Source organism: Sphingomonas yabuuchiae, from assembly GCF_014199595.1.
GTDB classification, from domain to species: domain Bacteria; phylum Pseudomonadota; class Alphaproteobacteria; order Sphingomonadales; family Sphingomonadaceae; genus Sphingomonas; species Sphingomonas yabuuchiae.
The window spans coordinates 352,456-367,818 of record NZ_JACHNX010000001.1; the positions used below are offsets into that span (position 1 = coordinate 352,456).

The window sequence follows — 15,363 nt, forward strand, 5'->3', positions numbered from 1 at the left end:
CCCCTTGCGCCAATCTGAACCTTTGGATGTCGTCATCCTCCCCGGAACGGGGAGGGTGTGCGGGCTTTGACGTGCCCCCGGCACGTCAAGATGGTGCCGGGGGCACCATCTCGCTCGCACACATGCGCAGCATGGTGGAGGGAGCCGTCGGCTGGGGATGTCCTATGAGGAAGCCCCCCTCCGTCAGGGCTTCGCCCTGCCACTTCCCCGCGAGCGGGGAGGATATCAGGAGCCCTTGCGGCCGATCTTCTCGACGCGCGCGACCACGTCCTCGCACACGGCGGGCGTCACGAACTTGGCGATGTTGCCGCCGTACATGGCGATTTCCTTGACCAACCGGCTGGCGATGGGTTGCAGCGCGACATCGGCCATCAGGAAGACGGTCTCGACCCGCGGATTGATCTGCTGGTTCATGCCCGCCATCTGATACTCATATTCGAAGTCGGCGACGGCGCGCAGGCCACGTACGATGACCTTTGCGCCCTCGCGCTCGGCGAAATCCATCAGCAGCGAATCGAAGGCGACGACATGGATCTCGCCCGCGACATCGGCGACCTCGCGCCGGACCATCTCCATCCGCTCGTCCAGCGTGAACATGGGCGATTTGGACGGGTTGGTGGTGACGCCGATCACCAGCCGGTCGACCAGCTTCGCGCCGCGCCGGATGATATCCATATGGCCCAGCGTGACGGGATCGAAGGTGCCGGGATAGACGCCGATCCGGGTCATCGGTCGCGCTCCACCACATAGGCGGCGATGGCGCGAAGCAGATCGGCCTCGGGGCCATAGTCGCGTAGGTGCGCGATCGCCTGATCGACCAGCATCCGGCATTGTTCGCGGGCGCGCTCGACGCCGAGCAGGCTGAGGAAGGTCGCCTTGCCCGCATCCTGGTCCTTGCGCAGCTTCTTGCCCGCCGCCGCCTCGTCGCCCTCGGCGTCGAGCAGGTCGTCGGCGATCTGGAAGGCCAGCCCCAGGTCATGGGCATAGCCGCGCAAATGGGTGCGACCCTCGGGCGGCACGCGACCCAGGATCGCGCCCGCCTCGACCGCCGCACAGATCAGCGCGCCGGTCTTCATCTGTTGAAGCCGGGTGACGGTGGCGAGGTCGAAGACCTGCCGCTCGGCCTCCAGGTCCATCTGCTGCCCGCCCGCCATGCCGCTGGGGCCGGAGGCTCGGGCGAGGTCGAGGATCAGCTCGGAACGGACAAAGGGGTCGGCATGGGTCGACGGATCGGCCAGAATCTCGAAGGCCAGCGCATGGAGGCAGTCGCCCGCCAGGATCGCCGTCGCCTCGTCGAACGCCTTGTGCACGGTCGGCTTGCCGCGCCGCATATCGTCGTCGTCCATCGCGGGCAGATCGTCATGGATCAGCGAATAGACGTGGATCGCCTCCAGCGCGGTCGCGACCCAGCCCGCGCAATCGCGGTCGACCGCGAACAGATGCGCGGTGGCGAAGACCAGCAGCGGGCGCAGCCGCTTGCCGCCGCCGATCGCGGCATGGCGCATCGCGGCATAGAGCGAGGCACGCGGATCGCCCGGATCGGCGAGCAGCTCGGCAAAGCGGCGGTCGATATCCTCTGCGACTTCGGCCAAGGCCTCGGGCAGGGTGGTGGCGGCGAGCGTCACCCTCAACCCGCCTGAAACGGGCGGGTGCCCGCGGCCTTGCCCTCGGCGTCGAGGCGGATCGCCTCGATCCGGGCCTGGGCGGCGTCGAGCCGTTCGGCGCAGCGCTGACGCAGACGATCGCCGCGCTCATAGAGGCGGATCGATTCGTCGAGCGTCGCTTCGCCGCTTTCCAGTCGGCCGACGATCCTCTCCAATTCCTTGAGGGCGTCCTCGAACGTCAGTTCTTCGATGGGCGTATCCATGACGCCGCTATGCGTCACGCCCGGCGGGTTCGCAAGCAGCGTCGCGCTTAGCGCAGGCGGTTGACGGTCCAGGTGTAGAGAAACGATACACCGAACAGGCCCAGGTCGAGCGCGGCCTGTACCCGGCGGGGCGAGCGGTCGGTGAGGTCGTGGGTGATGAGGCGGACATCGGCCGTGGGATGGCGATAGGCCAGCGCGATCAGCGCCAGCACCAGTCCAGCCATCATGATCCGCCGTTCGCGCACAGTCCCCTCCCCTTGCGCACCGTCTTACGATGCGGGCGGATGGCGGGCAATAGGCCGCTTGGCGGCGGCGCAAGGGGGATCGGGACACCCCAGCAGGCGCGGTCGCGCCCGCCGTCCTTGGCGGCGAACAGGGCCTGATCCGCCTCGCGGTACAACAGGCGCCAGTCCGATTCGTCGGCAATCGGGCCGGTGCATAGGCCGAAACTGGCGGTGACGGTCAGCCCCGAGGGATAGCTGGTGCCGCGCAGCCGGGCGAGCAGCGTCTCGGGGTCGGGCGCGCGTTCGGCATCGGCCAGCAGCGCGAACTCCTCGCCGCCGATCCGGGCGACCAGCATGTCGAGGCCCACCGCCTCGCCCAGCGTCCGGGCAAAGATGCGCAGCACCTCGTCGCCGCCGTCATGGCCCAGCGTGTCGTTGATCCGCTTGAAATGATCGATATCCGCCAGGATCAGCGTCTGCGGCCCGCTGCGTCCGATCGCCTGCTCCAGGAAGGCGCGGCGATTGAACAGCCCGGTCAGCGGATCGGTATCGGCCAGACGCCGCGCCACCCGCTCGTCGGCGCGCGCCAGATCGCGCTCGCGGCTGAGCAGATAGATGCGATAGGCGACGCCCAGGCTGGCGATCAGCGCCTCGACGCCCATCGACAACACGGTCGACTGGTCGATCCAGGGCCGCCACTCGATCAGGTGCAGCGCATTGAGCACCCGGAACATCGCCAGCCCGATCGGCGTGCCCCAGGCGATGGCGAAGGCCCAAAGGAAATTGCTCCGCCGCCGCCAGGCCCGCGCCAGCACCGCGATCAGGAAGACCAGCAGCACCATGAAGCCCATCAGCACCGCCTGATCCAGCGCGATGATCCAGCGCGGGGCGAGCAGGGCGAAGGCGATGTTGGGAATGGCGATCAGGATGAAACAGATGACCGCCATGCGGTCGAGCCAGCCTGCGAACACCTTTCGTTCGAAGAAATGGCGCGAGAAGATGACAAGGGTCATGGCGACCCCGCCCAGCATGATCGCGTTCCATCGATGCCGCTCGTTATTGTCGAGCCAGGGCAGCCACTGGCCGATCAGCCCCGAGGAGGACAGGGTATAGCCGGTGATGAAGAACAGCAGCAGGCAATAGACCGGCTGGAGCGGCTGGCGGAGTGCTGGCCAGAGGGCCATGTTGTACACCGCCAGGCCGACCACGACGCCGATGATGACGCCATAGATCAGCCCGAGCGAGGACTCGACGGCCAGCATGTCGGCATGGATGCCGATCCGGGCGCCGCGCACGACGCCGCGCATATTGGCCGCCCCATGCGCCTCCCACAGGATCCGCACGGGGCGGGTCCCCTCATGGGGCAGGGGCACCGCGATCATCGGGCCGAGCAGCAGATAGGGGGCGGTCGTCGCGCTGGTGAAGGCGACGGTACGGATTTTCCCGTCGGCATACAGGATGTGCAGCGCCGTCGCGTCCTGCCAGGTGCTGGCGAAGCTGACGGCCAGCCGGTCGCGAAGGTCGCCCGCCACCGGCGGCAGCGGTTGCGACAGGACCCAGAAATCGCCGACGCCATAGGCGGACTGGTCGCCGGTGCAGTCGAAACCGCGCGGCCGGGTCAGTTGCGTGCGGGCATCGTCGCCTGCCCGGATCGGGCGAATACAGGTGGTCAGGCTCTGGCCGACCTGAGCCTGGGCGTCCGCCAACGGCCACAGGACTGCCAGCACCGCCAGCAGCAACGCGCCTATCGTGATCGGCCAAGCGCCCTTCATGTGGTCCATCTGTCTGCGAAAGGCCGAAAATAGAGTTAACAGCCGCGTAACACAGTTTACATGTATCACCGCGCCTCATGGATGAGACAATCCAAAATGCACATGAAAAGGGCCGGGTGTCGCCACCCGGCCCTTCTTCAATCGTCACCATTTCGGTGCAGTCGATCAGCTTGCGTCGATCGCGGCGGGCTTGCCGCCCTTCTTGCGCGGCTTCTTGGGCGCCGCCGGTTCGATCGCGAAGGACAGCGCGCCGTCCTTCATCTTCACCGTCACTTCGCCGCCATGGACCAGCTTGCCGAACAACAGTTCCTCGGCCAGCGGCTGCTTGATCTTCTCTTGGATCAGGCGGCCCATCGGACGCGCGCCATACAACCGGTCATAGCCCTTTTCGGTGAGCCAGCTCTTCGCCGCCTCGTCCAGGCTGATATGGACGTGACGGTCGGCCAGCTGGAGTTCGAGCTGGAGGATGAACTTGTCCACCACCCGCGCCACAACTTCGGGCGGCAGGTACCCGAAGGGCACGATCGCATCCAGGCGGTTGCGGAATTCCGGCGTGAACATTTTCTGCACCGCCTGCTCATCCTCGCCCTCGCGGGTGAGGGTGCCGAAGCCGACCGTCTCGCGCGCCATGTCGGCGGCGCCCGCATTGGTCGTCATGATCAGGATCGTGTTGCGGAAATCAACCGTCTTGCCGTGGTGATCGGTCAGCTTCCCATTGTCCATCACCTGCAACAGGATGTTGAACAAATCGGGATGCGCCTTCTCGATCTCGTCGAGCAGCAGCACCGAATGCGGATTCTGGTCGACCGCATCGGTCAGCAGACCGCCCTGGTCATAACCGACATAGCCCGGAGGGGCACCGATTAACCGGCTGACCGAGTGACGCTCCATATATTCGGACATGTCGAACCGCTGGAGCGGAATGCCCAGGATCGTCGCCAGCTGGCGCGCGACCTCGGTCTTGCCGACGCCGGTGGGGCCGGTGAACAGATAGTTGCCGATCGGCTTGTCCGGATCGCGAAGGCCCGCCCGGCTCAGCTTGATCGCCGAGGACAGGTTCTCGATCGCGGCATTCTGGCCGAACACCACGCGCTTGAGGTCGGTCTCCAGCGTCTCCAGCTGCTGGCGGTCGTCGGTCGACACGCTCTTGGGCGGGATGCGCGCCATGGTGGCGATTACGGCCTCGATTTCCTTGGGCGTGATCGTCTTCTTGCGCTTGCTGACCGGCACCAGCATCTGCATCGCGCCGACCTCGTCGATCACGTCGATCGCCTTGTCGGGCAGCTTGCGGTCGTTGATGTAGCGCGCCGACAGCTCGACCGCCGACTTGATCGCATCGGGGGTATATTTGACCTGATGATGATCCTCGAACGCCGAGCGCAGGCCCGCCAGAATCTTGATCGTATCCTCGATCGTCGGCTCGTTCACGTCGATCTTCTGGAACCGGCGCAGCAGGGCGCGGTCCTTTTCGAAGTGATTGCGGAACTCCTTATAGGTGGTCGAGCCGATGCAGCGGATCGTGCCGCCCGACAAAGCAGGCTTGAGCAGGTTCGACGCATCCATCGCCCCGCCGCTGGTCGCGCCCGCGCCGATGACGGTATGGATCTCGTCGATGAAGAGCACCGCGTGGGGCAGCTTCTCCAGTTCGTTGACGACCGCCTTCAGCCGCTCCTCGAAATCGCCGCGATACCGCGTGCCCGCCAGCAGCGCGCCCATGTCGAGCGAATAGATGACCGCGTTGAGCAGCACTTCGGGCACGTCGCCCTCGACGATCTTGCGCGCCAGGCCCTCGGCGATGGCGGTCTTGCCGACGCCGGGATCGCCGACATAGAGCGGGTTGTTCTTCGACCGGCGGCACAGGATCTGAACGGTGCGGTCCACTTCGGGGCCGCGCCCGATCAGCGGATCGACCTTGCCGATCTTGGCCTTTTCATTGAGGTCGACGGTGAACTGCTTAAGCGCGCTCTCCGCCTTGCCCTTCTCAGGCGCTTTGGCGGGCTTTTCCTCCTCGACGCCCTTGGGCGGGGTGGATTCGCTCGTCGCGCCCCCCTTGCCGACGCCGTGGCTGATGAAGCTGACGGCATCCAGGCGGCTCATGTCCTGCTGCTGCAGGAAATAGACGGCATAGGATTCACGCTCGGAGAACAGCGCGACCAGCACGTTCGCGCCGGTCACTTCGTCGCGGCCCGAGGACTGGACGTGCAGGATCGCGCGCTGGACCACGCGCTGGAACCCGCTGGTGGGGGAGGGGTCGGTCGCCGCCTCGACCTTCAGCGCGTCGAGTTCGGTGTCGAGATACTGGGCGACCGTCGCCTTCAGCTCGCCCGTGTCGACATGGCACGCTTCCATCACCTTGGAAGCATGGTCGTCGTCGATCAGCGCGAGGAGGAGGTGCTCCAGCGTGGCATATTCGTGGCGCCGCACGGTCGCGGCTTCCAGCGCCTTGTGAAGCGTGGTCTCGAGCGCGGGGGCGAAAGATGGCATCTACGATACTCCTTCCGAAGCGTCATGGACTGACGCCTCGTTTCGACCAATGTCGGGACGGGGAGGCCCGGCATCAAGCGGGTGTAACGCGCGGCCGCTGAACAAAGCGTATCGCGCGAAGCAAAAAACATTGTGCGAAGAAGAGGGGACCGCCTCGGTGCGTACGCGCCGGGTGAGGCCCATGCGCGTCACCGCTTGAAGAGCGCGTCGGCGCTGGCGCGGTGGAGCGTGGCGCGCTCCATGTGGCGGCGGGTCCGCGCGATCTCCTGCTCCAGCACCGCAATCCGCGTCTCCAGCTCGGCGAGCGACAGCGGATCGAGATCGGTCTGGACCAACGCGGCCAGGGCGTCGGGAAGGCGGATCGGAGAATCGTCCTGTTCCATAATGGGATGCAGCGTTGACCCGGTCGCCGCCGATGTCAATAACGGTGGGACGAGAGCCGATGATGGGGGATGGCAGCCGGTGCACGCATTTGGCGAGGGAATGGGGATCGGCGATATCCCGAAGGAGATGACCGCCATCGACCCCGCGGAGGCGGGCGGTCCCGAGGTGCTGGTGCCTGTCCGGCGCCCGACGCCCCATCCGGGCGAGGGCGAGGTGCTGATCCGCGTCGCCGCCGCCGGGGTGAACCGGCCCGACGTCATGCAGCGCCAGGGTCTCTACCCGCCGCCGCCGGGCGCGCCCTCGATCCCCGGGCTGGAGATTGCGGGCCAGATCGTCGCGGTCGGTGAGGGCGTTGGGCCCGAGATGCTCGGCCAGCCGGTCTGCGCGCTGATCGGCGGCGGCGGCTATGCCGAATATGCGGTGGCGGTCGCCGACCATTGCCTGACCGTGCCGCACGGCCTGTCGATGGTGCAGGCCGCCGCGCTGCCCGAGACGCTGTTCACCGTGTGGACCAATGTCTTCGAGCGCGCCTATGCCGACCAGGGCGACACGCTGCTGGTGCATGGCGGGACCAGCGGCATCGGCACCATGGCGATCCTGCTGGGTCGCCTCTTCGGGCTGACCGTGATCGTCACGGCGGGCTCGGACGAGAAATGCGCGGCGGCCGAGAAGCTCGGCGCAGCCAAGGCGATCAACTACAAGGCGGTCGATTTCGTCGAGGCGGTGAAGGACTTCACCGAGGGGCGCGGCGTCGACATCGTGCTCGACATGGTCGGCGGCGATTATGTGCCACGCAACCTGAAATGCCTGGCCGAGGATGGCCGCCACGTCTCGATCGCGGTGCAGCGCGGCGCCAAGGCGGAAATCCCGATCTGGGAGATCATGCGCCGCCGCCTGATCCTGACCGGCTCGACGCTGCGCGGGCGCGACCGGGATTTCAAGGCGATGGTCGCCGACGAATTGTCGCGGCTGGTCTGGCCGCATGTCGAGGAGGGGCGGTTGCGCCCGGTCATCGATCGCAGCTTCCCGCTGGCCGAAGCTGCCGAGGCGCATCGCCGGATGGAGGCGGGCGACCATCTGGGCAAGATCGTCCTGACGATAGACGGGGCGGCGGAAGGAGCCGCAGCCGACTAACCAGACGCCGGTCTTGATCCCGCTGCAAAAGATTGCAACGGATCGAACGACCGGATCGGCCGTCTCCCCGCGCCGAGTCCATGGGGGATGGCGATGGTGCAGAGTGGTGGCCGGATCGGGCTGGTTTGCATGGGTCTGGCGGCCGGATTGGCGATGGCGGCTCCGGCCCGGGCGCAATCGGCTCGCGAGTTGCTGACCCAGGCGTCCTTCGGCGATTCCGACGAGGCGAGCGCGCTGCGCCGCGTTTCGAGTGCCTATACGGTGGCGGCCAACGCCCTGAAGCGGACGCCCGACGATCACGAGTCCCTGCTGATGCGGGCCACCGCGCTCGGCTACCGCGCCAAGCTGACCGGCAATCGCAGCGACGCGATCGCCGCCCGCCGCCAGTTCGAGGCGCTGGTGGCGCAGAATCCGCGCGATGCCGAGGCGCAACTGGCGCTGGGTGCCTGGCATATCGGCGCAGTCAAGAAACTGGGGGCGATCGTCGGCCGCGCGGCGCTGGGCGCGCAGCGGAGCGTCGGGTTCGCCTCGCTCGACCGGGCGATCGCCTTGGGCGGCGACCGGGCGTTGTTTCCGGGGCTGTCGGCGCTGCTGCGGCTGGAGCTGGACCCCCGAGATCCGCGCGGCCGGGCCCTGGCGGAGGCGGCGGTGCGCGCCGGGACGGTGACGCCGATCGACCGCATCCTGCAACGCGCCTGTGTCGCGGTCCTGGCCTCGCTGCGCGCCGGGGACGGGCAGAAGACGCGCGCGCTCGCCTCGCAATCGCTGCCTTTCGGGCGATTCGACGACGACAATTGACCGGCTGGACGCGGGCGTCGCCAACGTCTATCGCGCCATGTCCCGGCAGTTTGTGGCAGCGCACCTTGCTCTCGGGGACGGCTTTCATTAGATTTGTCGCAGCTACGGCCGCTCCGGTGAGGGGCGGCCCTTTTATTTTCCGACTGGAGTGATCCCCGTGGCCCAGCCGCTCATGCCCCATGCGACCGCTTCCTGGCTGGTCGACAACACGTCGCTCTCGTTCGAGCAGATCGCGGATTTCTGCGGCCTCCACATCCTGGAAGTCCAGGCGATCGCCGACGACACGGCGGCGACCAAGCTGACCGGCCGTGACCCCGTGCGTGCGCACGAGCTGACCCAGAGCGAGATCGAGAAGGCGCAGGCCAATCCCGATTACCGCATGAAGATGACCAAGGGCCCCGAGCAGGTCCGCCGCACCAAGGGCCCGCGCTACACGCCGGTCAGCAAGCGGCAGGACAAGCCGGACGGCATCGCCTGGATCATCCGCAACCATCCCGAAATCTCGGACGGCGCGATCTCGAACCTGATCGGCACGACCCGCACGACGATCGCCGCGATCCGCGACCGCAGCCACTGGAACATCGCCAACATCACGCCGAAGGACCCGGTGACCCTGGGCCTGACCACCCAGCGCGAGCTGGACTCGGCGGTGGCGAAGGCGGCCAAGGCGACCGGCGGCAATGCCGATGCGCAGCCGACCGACACCCGTCTGGAAGGCGACCGCGAAGCCCTGCTCGCCTCGCTGCGCGCCGAGCGCGAGCAGCAGAGCCGCGACGTCGACTCGGTCGGCCATCATGACGACGTGATCGACCCGCACTCGCTGTTCCGCAGCTGAGCGCAGGCGACAGTCTGACGAAAAGGGGCGTCCACCTTGGCGGTGGGCGCCCCTTTTGCATTTGGGGGAACGGCGTCTCCCCAGCCCCGTTGAACGAGGCCAAAGGAGACCATGCATGTCCGAGCAGGAAAAGCCCTTCGACCATGATCGCGGCCATAGCGGCCAAGCCTATCACCGCGACGACGAGCAGGCGATGGGGCGTGCCGAACCCTCGGGCAGCGTGACGACCACCCCGCCCGCGCCGGGGGACGGTAATGCGGATACGTCGCTGCCGGACGACAATGGCAAGCGGGCCTCCGTCGATCCAAAGACGGGCGAGGTGCATGGCAGCGGGGCAGGGGCCGGTGGCGGCAACCGGGGCGACGAGATCGACGAAGCGGACCCCGCAACTCCGCCGGGCGTGGGATCGCGACCGGTGAACTGATCAATCCTCCCCGCTCGCGGGGAGGGGGCATGCGAAGCATGGTGGAGGGGGCGTGCCGCAAGGGGTGTCGCTTGTGGAAGCCCCCCTCCGTCAGACCTCGGTCTGCCACCTCCCCGTACCGGGGAGGATAAATGCGCAGGTGCATTAACCGCCTAAGCGGTGTGGGCGAATCCAACGATGTCATGAAAAGTGGCAGGAGTGCACGGACTCGAACCGTGGGCCCTCGGTTTTGGAGACCGATGCTCTACCAACTGAGCTACACTCCTGCGAGGCGGCCGCCATTAGCCCGGCTGCGCCGTCGGGGCAATAGCCTGTTTCACTATTTTCGCGATTGGCATCGCCGACGCCTGCAGGCTCCTCCCGCGCCGACATTGACCATCGGCCGACTCCCGCGTATAGCCCGCCGCTGCACGAAGGGAATTTCTCGGGATTCGGGACTTATCCGTCGGGCAAGCTTGAACATTGCTGGATGCGAATGAGGGCCGGGCGAAAGCCGCGAAGGCCCCTTTTTGTATTCCGAAGTGCTGTGATGGCTCCAGCAAAGTAACCTCATGGAAAGGTGAAGGCTTCAATGCCGACGATCAACCAGCTGGTCCGCAAGGGCCGCGAACTGCAGAAGGCCAAGTCCAAGGTCCCTGCAATGGAGCAGAACCCGCAGAAGCGCGGCGTTTGCACCCGTGTCTACACGACGACCCCGAAGAAGCCGAACTCGGCACTTCGCAAGGTGGCCAAGGTCCGTCTGACCAACAGCCGCGAAGTCATTTCGTACATCCCGGGCGAAGGCCACAACCTGCAGGAGCACTCGGTGGTGCTCATCCGCGGCGGCCGTGTGCGCGACCTTCCCGGCGTGCGTTACCACGTGCTGCGCGGCGTTCTCGACACGCAGGGCGTGAAGGATCGCAAGCAGTCCCGCTCGAAGTACGGCGCGAAGCGTCCGAAGTAAGCCGGTCGGGCCTCTTCCGAGGCTCCTCGACCATCAAAGGCTGAAGTTTTGTAAGGAAATACGAGAATGGCTCGTCGTCGTCGTCCCGAAAAGCGGGAAATTCTGCCGGACCCCAAGTTCGGAGATGAGGTCCTGTCGAAGTTCATGAATTCGGTCATGCTGGACGGTAAGAAGTCCGTGGCCGAAGCCATTGTTTACGGTGCTCTGGAAACCGTCGAGACGCGCGCCAAGCGCGATCCGATCGGCGTGTTCCACGATGCGCTGAACAACATCAAGCCGGGCATCGAAGTCCGTTCGCGCCGCGTCGGCGGTGCGACCTACCAGGTTCCGGTCGAAGTCCGTCCGGAGCGTGCCCAGGCTCTGGCCATCCGTTGGCTGATCGGCGCGTCGCGCGCCCGTTCGGAAAACACGATGGCCGCCCGTCTGTCGGGTGAGCTGATGGACGCTGCGAACAACCGCGGCAACGCGGTCAAGAAGCGCGAAGATACGCACCGCATGGCGGAAGCGAATCGCGCCTTCTCGCACTACCGCTGGTAAGGGTCTTGCGGCGGACCGGAATATTTTCCGGTCTGCCGCAACCTTTTCAGGGTGCGGTGCCGGCGGTCTTCCGCTGGTCACGCAAACAGCCTATATAAGGGGGAGCCGGGCCAACCGGCTCCCCCCTACGCTTGAGGAAGATCGATCATGGCCCGCAGCCATCCGCTCGAGAAGTATCGCAACATCGGCATCATGGCGCACATCGATGCCGGCAAGACGACCACGACCGAGCGCATTCTTTATTACACCGGCAAGTCCTACAAGATCGGCGAAGTGCACGAAGGCACCGCCACCATGGACTGGATGGAGCAGGAGCAGGAGCGCGGCATCACGATCACGTCGGCCGCGACGACCTGTTTCTGGAACGACAACCGCATCAACATCATCGACACCCCCGGGCACGTCGACTTCACCATCGAAGTGGAGCGTTCGCTCCGCGTGCTCGACGGCGCGGTCGCCTGCTTCGACGGCGTGGCGGGTGTTGAGCCGCAGTCGGAAACCGTGTGGCGTCAGGCCGACAAGTACGGCGTGCCGCGCATGTGCTTCGTCAACAAGCTCGACCGCACCGGCGCCGACTTCTATTTCTGCGTGAACTCGATCATCGAGCGCCTGGGCGCGCGTCCGGCGGTCCTGTATCTGCCGATCGGCATCGAGGGCGGCTTCAAGGGTCTCGTCGACCTGGTCGAGAACCGCGCGATCATCTGGCTCGAAGAGTCGCTGGGCGCGAAGTTCGAATATCAGGACATTCCTGAGGAGCTGGCCGAGAAGGCCGCGAAGTATCGCAGCGACCTGATCGAAATGGCCGTCGAGCAGGACGATGCCGCGATGGAAGCGTATCTGGAAGGCAACGAGCCTTCGGTCGCCGAACTCAAGGCGCTGATCCGCAAGGGCACGCTGGAAATGGCGTTCGTCCCCGTGGTCTGCGGCTCGGCGTTCAAGAACAAGGGCGTGCAGCCCCTGCTCGACGCGGTCATCGACTATCTGCCGTCGCCGCTCGACGTTCCGGCCATCAAGGGCGTGAAGCTCGACGGCGAGACGCCGGACGAGCGTCCTTCGTCGGACACCGAGCCCTTCTCGGCGCTGGCGTTCAAGATCATGAACGACCCGTTCGTCGGTTCGCTGACCTTCGCCCGTATCTATTCGGGCAAGCTCGAGACCTCGTCGCAGGTCCTGAACTCGGTCAAGGACAAGAAGGAAAAGATCGGCCGCATGCTGCTGATGCATGCGAACAGCCGTGAAGACATCCAGGAAGCCTATGCCGGCGACATCGTCGCGCTGGCGGGCCTCAAGGATACCACGACCGGTGACACGCTCTGCGCGCAGAACGCCCCGATCATCCTGGAGCGTATGGAATTCCCCGAGCCCGTGATCGAGCTGTCGGTGGAGCCGAAGACCAAGGCCGACCAGGAGAAGATGGGCGTCGCGCTCAATCGTCTCGCTCGCGAGGACCCCTCGTTCCGCGTGACCTCGGACGCCGAGTCGGGCCAGACCATCATCAAGGGCATGGGCGAGCTCCATCTCGAAATCCTGGTCGACCGCATGAAGCGCGAGTTCAAGGTCGAGGCGAACGTCGGTGCGCCGCAGGTGGCGTATCGCGAATACCTCAAGAAGCCGGTCGACATCGACTACACGCACAAGAAGCAGTCGGGCGGCACCGGCCAGTTCGGCCGCGTCAAGGTCAAGCTGACCCCGGGCGAGCGTGGTTCGGGCTTCGTCTTCAAGGACGAGATCAAGGGCGGTAACATTCCGAAGGAATATATCCCCGCGATCGAGAAGGGCTTCCGTGAAACCGCGGAAACCGGTTCGCTGGTCGGCTTCCCGATCATCGACTTCGAAGTCCTGCTGTATGACGGCGCGTACCACGACGTCGACTCGTCGGCGCTGGCGTTCGAAATCTGTGCCCGTGGCGCGATGCGCGAAGCGGCCCAGAAATCGGGCATCACGCTGCTCGAGCCGGTCATGAAGGTCGAAGTCGTGACCCCGGAAGACTATCTGGGCGACGTCATCGGCGACATGAACAGCCGTCGTGGCCAGATCCAGGGCACCGACACGCGCGGCAACGCGCAGACGGTCGAGGCGATGGTCCCGCTGGCGAACATGTTCGGCTATGTGAACGCGCTCCGCTCGTTCACCCAGGGCCGTGCGCAGTACTCGATGCAGTTCTCGCACTATGACGAAGTGCCGCAGAACGTTGCGGACGAGGTCAAGGCGAAGATGGCCTAAGCGTCTCCCGCGCCCCCGGGCAACCGGGGGTGCGGACACGCTAGGGGCTGGCAATCGCTTCAAACACCCGCTATGGGGCCGCGTTCGCGTGGCCTCGGATGCGGCACCGAATTCGATTCAGAAGGTAGGAAAATGGCAAAGGCAAAATTCGAGCGGAACAAGCCGCACCTCAACATCGGCACCATCGGCCACGTCGACCATGGCAAGACCTCGCTGACCGCAGCGATCACCAAGGTTCTGGCTGACAACGTCGCCGGCAACGCGGCGGTGGACTTCGCGAACATCGACAAGGCGCCGGAAGAGCGTGAGCGCGGCATCACCATCTCGACCGCGCACGTCGAGTATGAGACCGAAGCGCGCCACTATGCGCACGTCGACTGCCCGGGCCACGCCGACTATGTGAAGAACATGATCACCGGCGCGGCGCAGATGGACGGCGCGATCCTCGTCGTTTCGTCGACCGACGGCCCGATGCCGCAGACCCGCGAGCACATCCTGCTCGCCCGCCAGGTCGGCGTGCCCGCGATGGTCGTGTTCATGAACAAGGTCGACCTGGTCGACGACGAGGAAATCCTCGAGCTGGTCGAGCTGGAAATCCGCGAGCTGCTCAGCTCGTACGAATTCCCGGGCGACGACATCCCCGTCGTCAAGGGTTCGGCGACCTGCGCGCTGTCGGGTTCGAACGACAAGTTCGGCAAGGATGCCGTTCTCGAGCTGATGAAGCAGGTCGACGAATACATCCCGCAGCCGGAGCGTCCGCTCGACAAGCCGTTCATGATGCCGATCGAAGACGTGTTCTCGATCTCGGGTCGCGGCACCGTCGTCACCGGCCGCGTTGAGACCGGCATCGTCAAGGTTGGTGAAGAAGTCGAGATCGTCGGCATCAACAACACCCGCAAGACGACCGTCACCGGCGTTGAAATGTTCCGCAAGCTGCTCGACTCGGGCCAGGCCGGCGACAACATCGGCGCGCTGATCCGTGGCGTGGCGCGTGACGAAGTCGAGCGTGGTCAGGTTCTGGCCAAGCCGGGTTCGATCACCCCGCACACCGACTTCCAGTCGGAAGTGTACGTCCTGTCGAAGGAAGAAGGCGGCCGTCACACCCCGTTCTTCGCGAACTATCGTCCGCAGTTCTACTTCCGCACGACCGACGTCACCGGCACCGTCGAGCTGCCTGAGGGCACCGAGATGGTCATGCCGGGCGACAACGTCGCTCTGGGCGTGAAGCTGATCGCTCCGATCGCCATGGACATCGGTCAGCGCTTCACGATCCGTGAAGGCGGCCGTACCGTCGGCGCGGGCGTCGTCAGCTCGATCGACAAGTAAGTCTCGGGCGAAAGCCTGAAACTTCTTAGGAAAGGGCCGGCCCCGGCGACGGGGTCGGCCTTTTTCGTTTGTGGGGCTGGGCTTGACGGCCCTCACCCTCCCGACGCTGACGCGCCTCCCTCCCTCTCCCGCTGGGAGAGGGAAGGGGCCTGCCCGCGTGAGCGGGTGGGAAGGGTGAGGGTGTTCCGATTGCCCCTTCCGTTCGCACTGGGCGAAGTCGAAGTGCACGCCAGGCGGGCCGGTCAGAACGTGGCCTTCGACTTCGCTCAGGCTGAACGGAGGGTGGGGTTTGCGGCAATCGCCGCCCGGTTCCATCCTCTCCAACAAAAACCCGCATCCGCCCCTTGCGGCCCCCGGCCCATATGCGTATAGGCACACGCCTTGAGGGAATCGGCTGGCACCGGAAACACCG

General features: G+C 65.7%; 15 protein-coding genes and 1 tRNA gene. 8 read left to right on the forward strand and 8 right to left on the reverse strand.

The window, feature by feature from the left end:
• Positions 1–225: 225 nt before the first annotated feature.
• From coaD to GGQ89_RS01655, 7 genes are all read right to left on the reverse strand, one after another.
• Entirely contained in the window at positions 226–729 is a 504-nt protein-coding gene (coaD, locus tag GGQ89_RS01625; protein WP_056430774.1) for a pantetheine-phosphate adenylyltransferase, read from the reverse strand.
• The gene (locus tag GGQ89_RS01630; protein WP_184103607.1) at positions 726–1,625 is read right to left on the reverse strand and encodes a farnesyl diphosphate synthase; all 900 of its coding nucleotides are present in this window, start codon (positions 1,623–1,625) and stop codon (positions 726–728) included. The genes coaD and GGQ89_RS01630 overlap by 4 nt, the downstream gene beginning before the upstream one ends.
• A gap of 2 nt (positions 1,626–1,627) precedes the next feature.
• Positions 1,628–1,867, reverse strand: coding sequence for an exodeoxyribonuclease VII small subunit (locus GGQ89_RS01635; RefSeq protein WP_007406073.1), 240 nt, complete (start codon positions 1,865–1,867; stop codon positions 1,628–1,630).
• A gap of 47 nt (positions 1,868–1,914) precedes the next feature.
• A complete protein-coding gene (locus GGQ89_RS01640) occupies positions 1,915–2,094 on the reverse strand; it encodes a hypothetical protein (RefSeq protein WP_082442044.1) in 180 nt (59 codons plus the stop codon).
• Positions 2,091–3,872, reverse strand: a complete 1,782-nt coding sequence (locus GGQ89_RS01645) for a sensor domain-containing diguanylate cyclase (protein WP_240456564.1) — start codon at positions 3,870–3,872, stop codon at positions 2,091–2,093. The genes GGQ89_RS01640 and GGQ89_RS01645 overlap by 4 nt, the downstream gene beginning before the upstream one ends.
• Before the next feature lie 156 nt (positions 3,873–4,028).
• Positions 4,029–6,347, reverse strand: coding sequence for an ATP-dependent Clp protease ATP-binding subunit ClpA (clpA, locus tag GGQ89_RS01650; protein WP_056430765.1), 2,319 nt, complete (start codon positions 6,345–6,347; stop codon positions 4,029–4,031).
• Between the two features lie 188 nt (positions 6,348–6,535).
• Positions 6,536–6,730 (reverse strand): DUF1192 domain-containing protein, encoded by a 195-nt coding sequence (locus tag GGQ89_RS01655; protein WP_056430762.1) that lies wholly within the window; start codon positions 6,728–6,730, stop codon positions 6,536–6,538.
• A 127-nt stretch (positions 6,731–6,857) separates the two neighbouring features.
• Here GGQ89_RS01655 and GGQ89_RS01660 point away from each other — a divergent pair, with 127 nt between their 5' ends.
• The 4 genes from GGQ89_RS01660 (at position 6,858) to GGQ89_RS01675 (ending at position 9,922) form a co-directional block, all read left to right on the forward strand.
• Positions 6,858–7,865 (forward strand): NAD(P)H-quinone oxidoreductase, encoded by a 1,008-nt coding sequence (locus GGQ89_RS01660; protein WP_184103610.1) that lies wholly within the window; start codon positions 6,858–6,860, stop codon positions 7,863–7,865.
• A 93-nt stretch (positions 7,866–7,958) separates the two neighbouring features.
• Positions 7,959–8,663: a hypothetical protein gene (locus tag GGQ89_RS01665; protein WP_240456565.1), complete on the forward strand. Its 705-nt coding sequence runs from the start codon at positions 7,959–7,961 to the stop codon at positions 8,661–8,663.
• A gap of 157 nt (positions 8,664–8,820) precedes the next feature.
• The gene (locus GGQ89_RS01670; protein ID WP_056431378.1) at positions 8,821–9,498 is read left to right on the forward strand and encodes a DUF1013 domain-containing protein; all 678 of its coding nucleotides are present in this window, start codon (positions 8,821–8,823) and stop codon (positions 9,496–9,498) included.
• A 115-nt stretch (positions 9,499–9,613) separates the two neighbouring features.
• Entirely contained in the window at positions 9,614–9,922 is a 309-nt protein-coding gene (locus GGQ89_RS01675) for a hypothetical protein (RefSeq protein WP_184103613.1), read from the forward strand.
• Positions 9,923–10,112: 190 nt separating this feature from the next.
• Here the strand turns inward: GGQ89_RS01675 and GGQ89_RS01680 are convergent.
• A tRNA-Trp gene (locus GGQ89_RS01680) sits at positions 10,113–10,188 on the reverse strand.
• A 305-nt stretch (positions 10,189–10,493) separates the two neighbouring features.
• Between GGQ89_RS01680 and rpsL the strand changes: the two genes are divergently transcribed.
• The 4 genes from rpsL (at position 10,494) to tuf (ending at position 14,951) form a co-directional block, all read left to right on the forward strand.
• The gene (rpsL, locus tag GGQ89_RS01685; protein ID WP_007406072.1) at positions 10,494–10,865 is read left to right on the forward strand and encodes a 30S ribosomal protein S12; all 372 of its coding nucleotides are present in this window, start codon (positions 10,494–10,496) and stop codon (positions 10,863–10,865) included.
• A gap of 66 nt (positions 10,866–10,931) precedes the next feature.
• The gene (gene rpsG / locus GGQ89_RS01690) at positions 10,932–11,402 is read left to right on the forward strand and encodes a 30S ribosomal protein S7 (protein ID WP_042491196.1); all 471 of its coding nucleotides are present in this window, start codon (positions 10,932–10,934) and stop codon (positions 11,400–11,402) included.
• 147 nt (positions 11,403–11,549) lie between these two features.
• Entirely contained in the window at positions 11,550–13,625 is a 2,076-nt protein-coding gene (gene fusA / locus GGQ89_RS01695; RefSeq protein WP_056430756.1) for an elongation factor G, read from the forward strand.
• A 132-nt stretch (positions 13,626–13,757) separates the two neighbouring features.
• Positions 13,758–14,951, forward strand: coding sequence for an elongation factor Tu (gene tuf, locus GGQ89_RS01700; protein WP_056430753.1), 1,194 nt, complete (start codon positions 13,758–13,760; stop codon positions 14,949–14,951).
• Positions 14,952–15,363 lie beyond the last annotated feature (412 nt).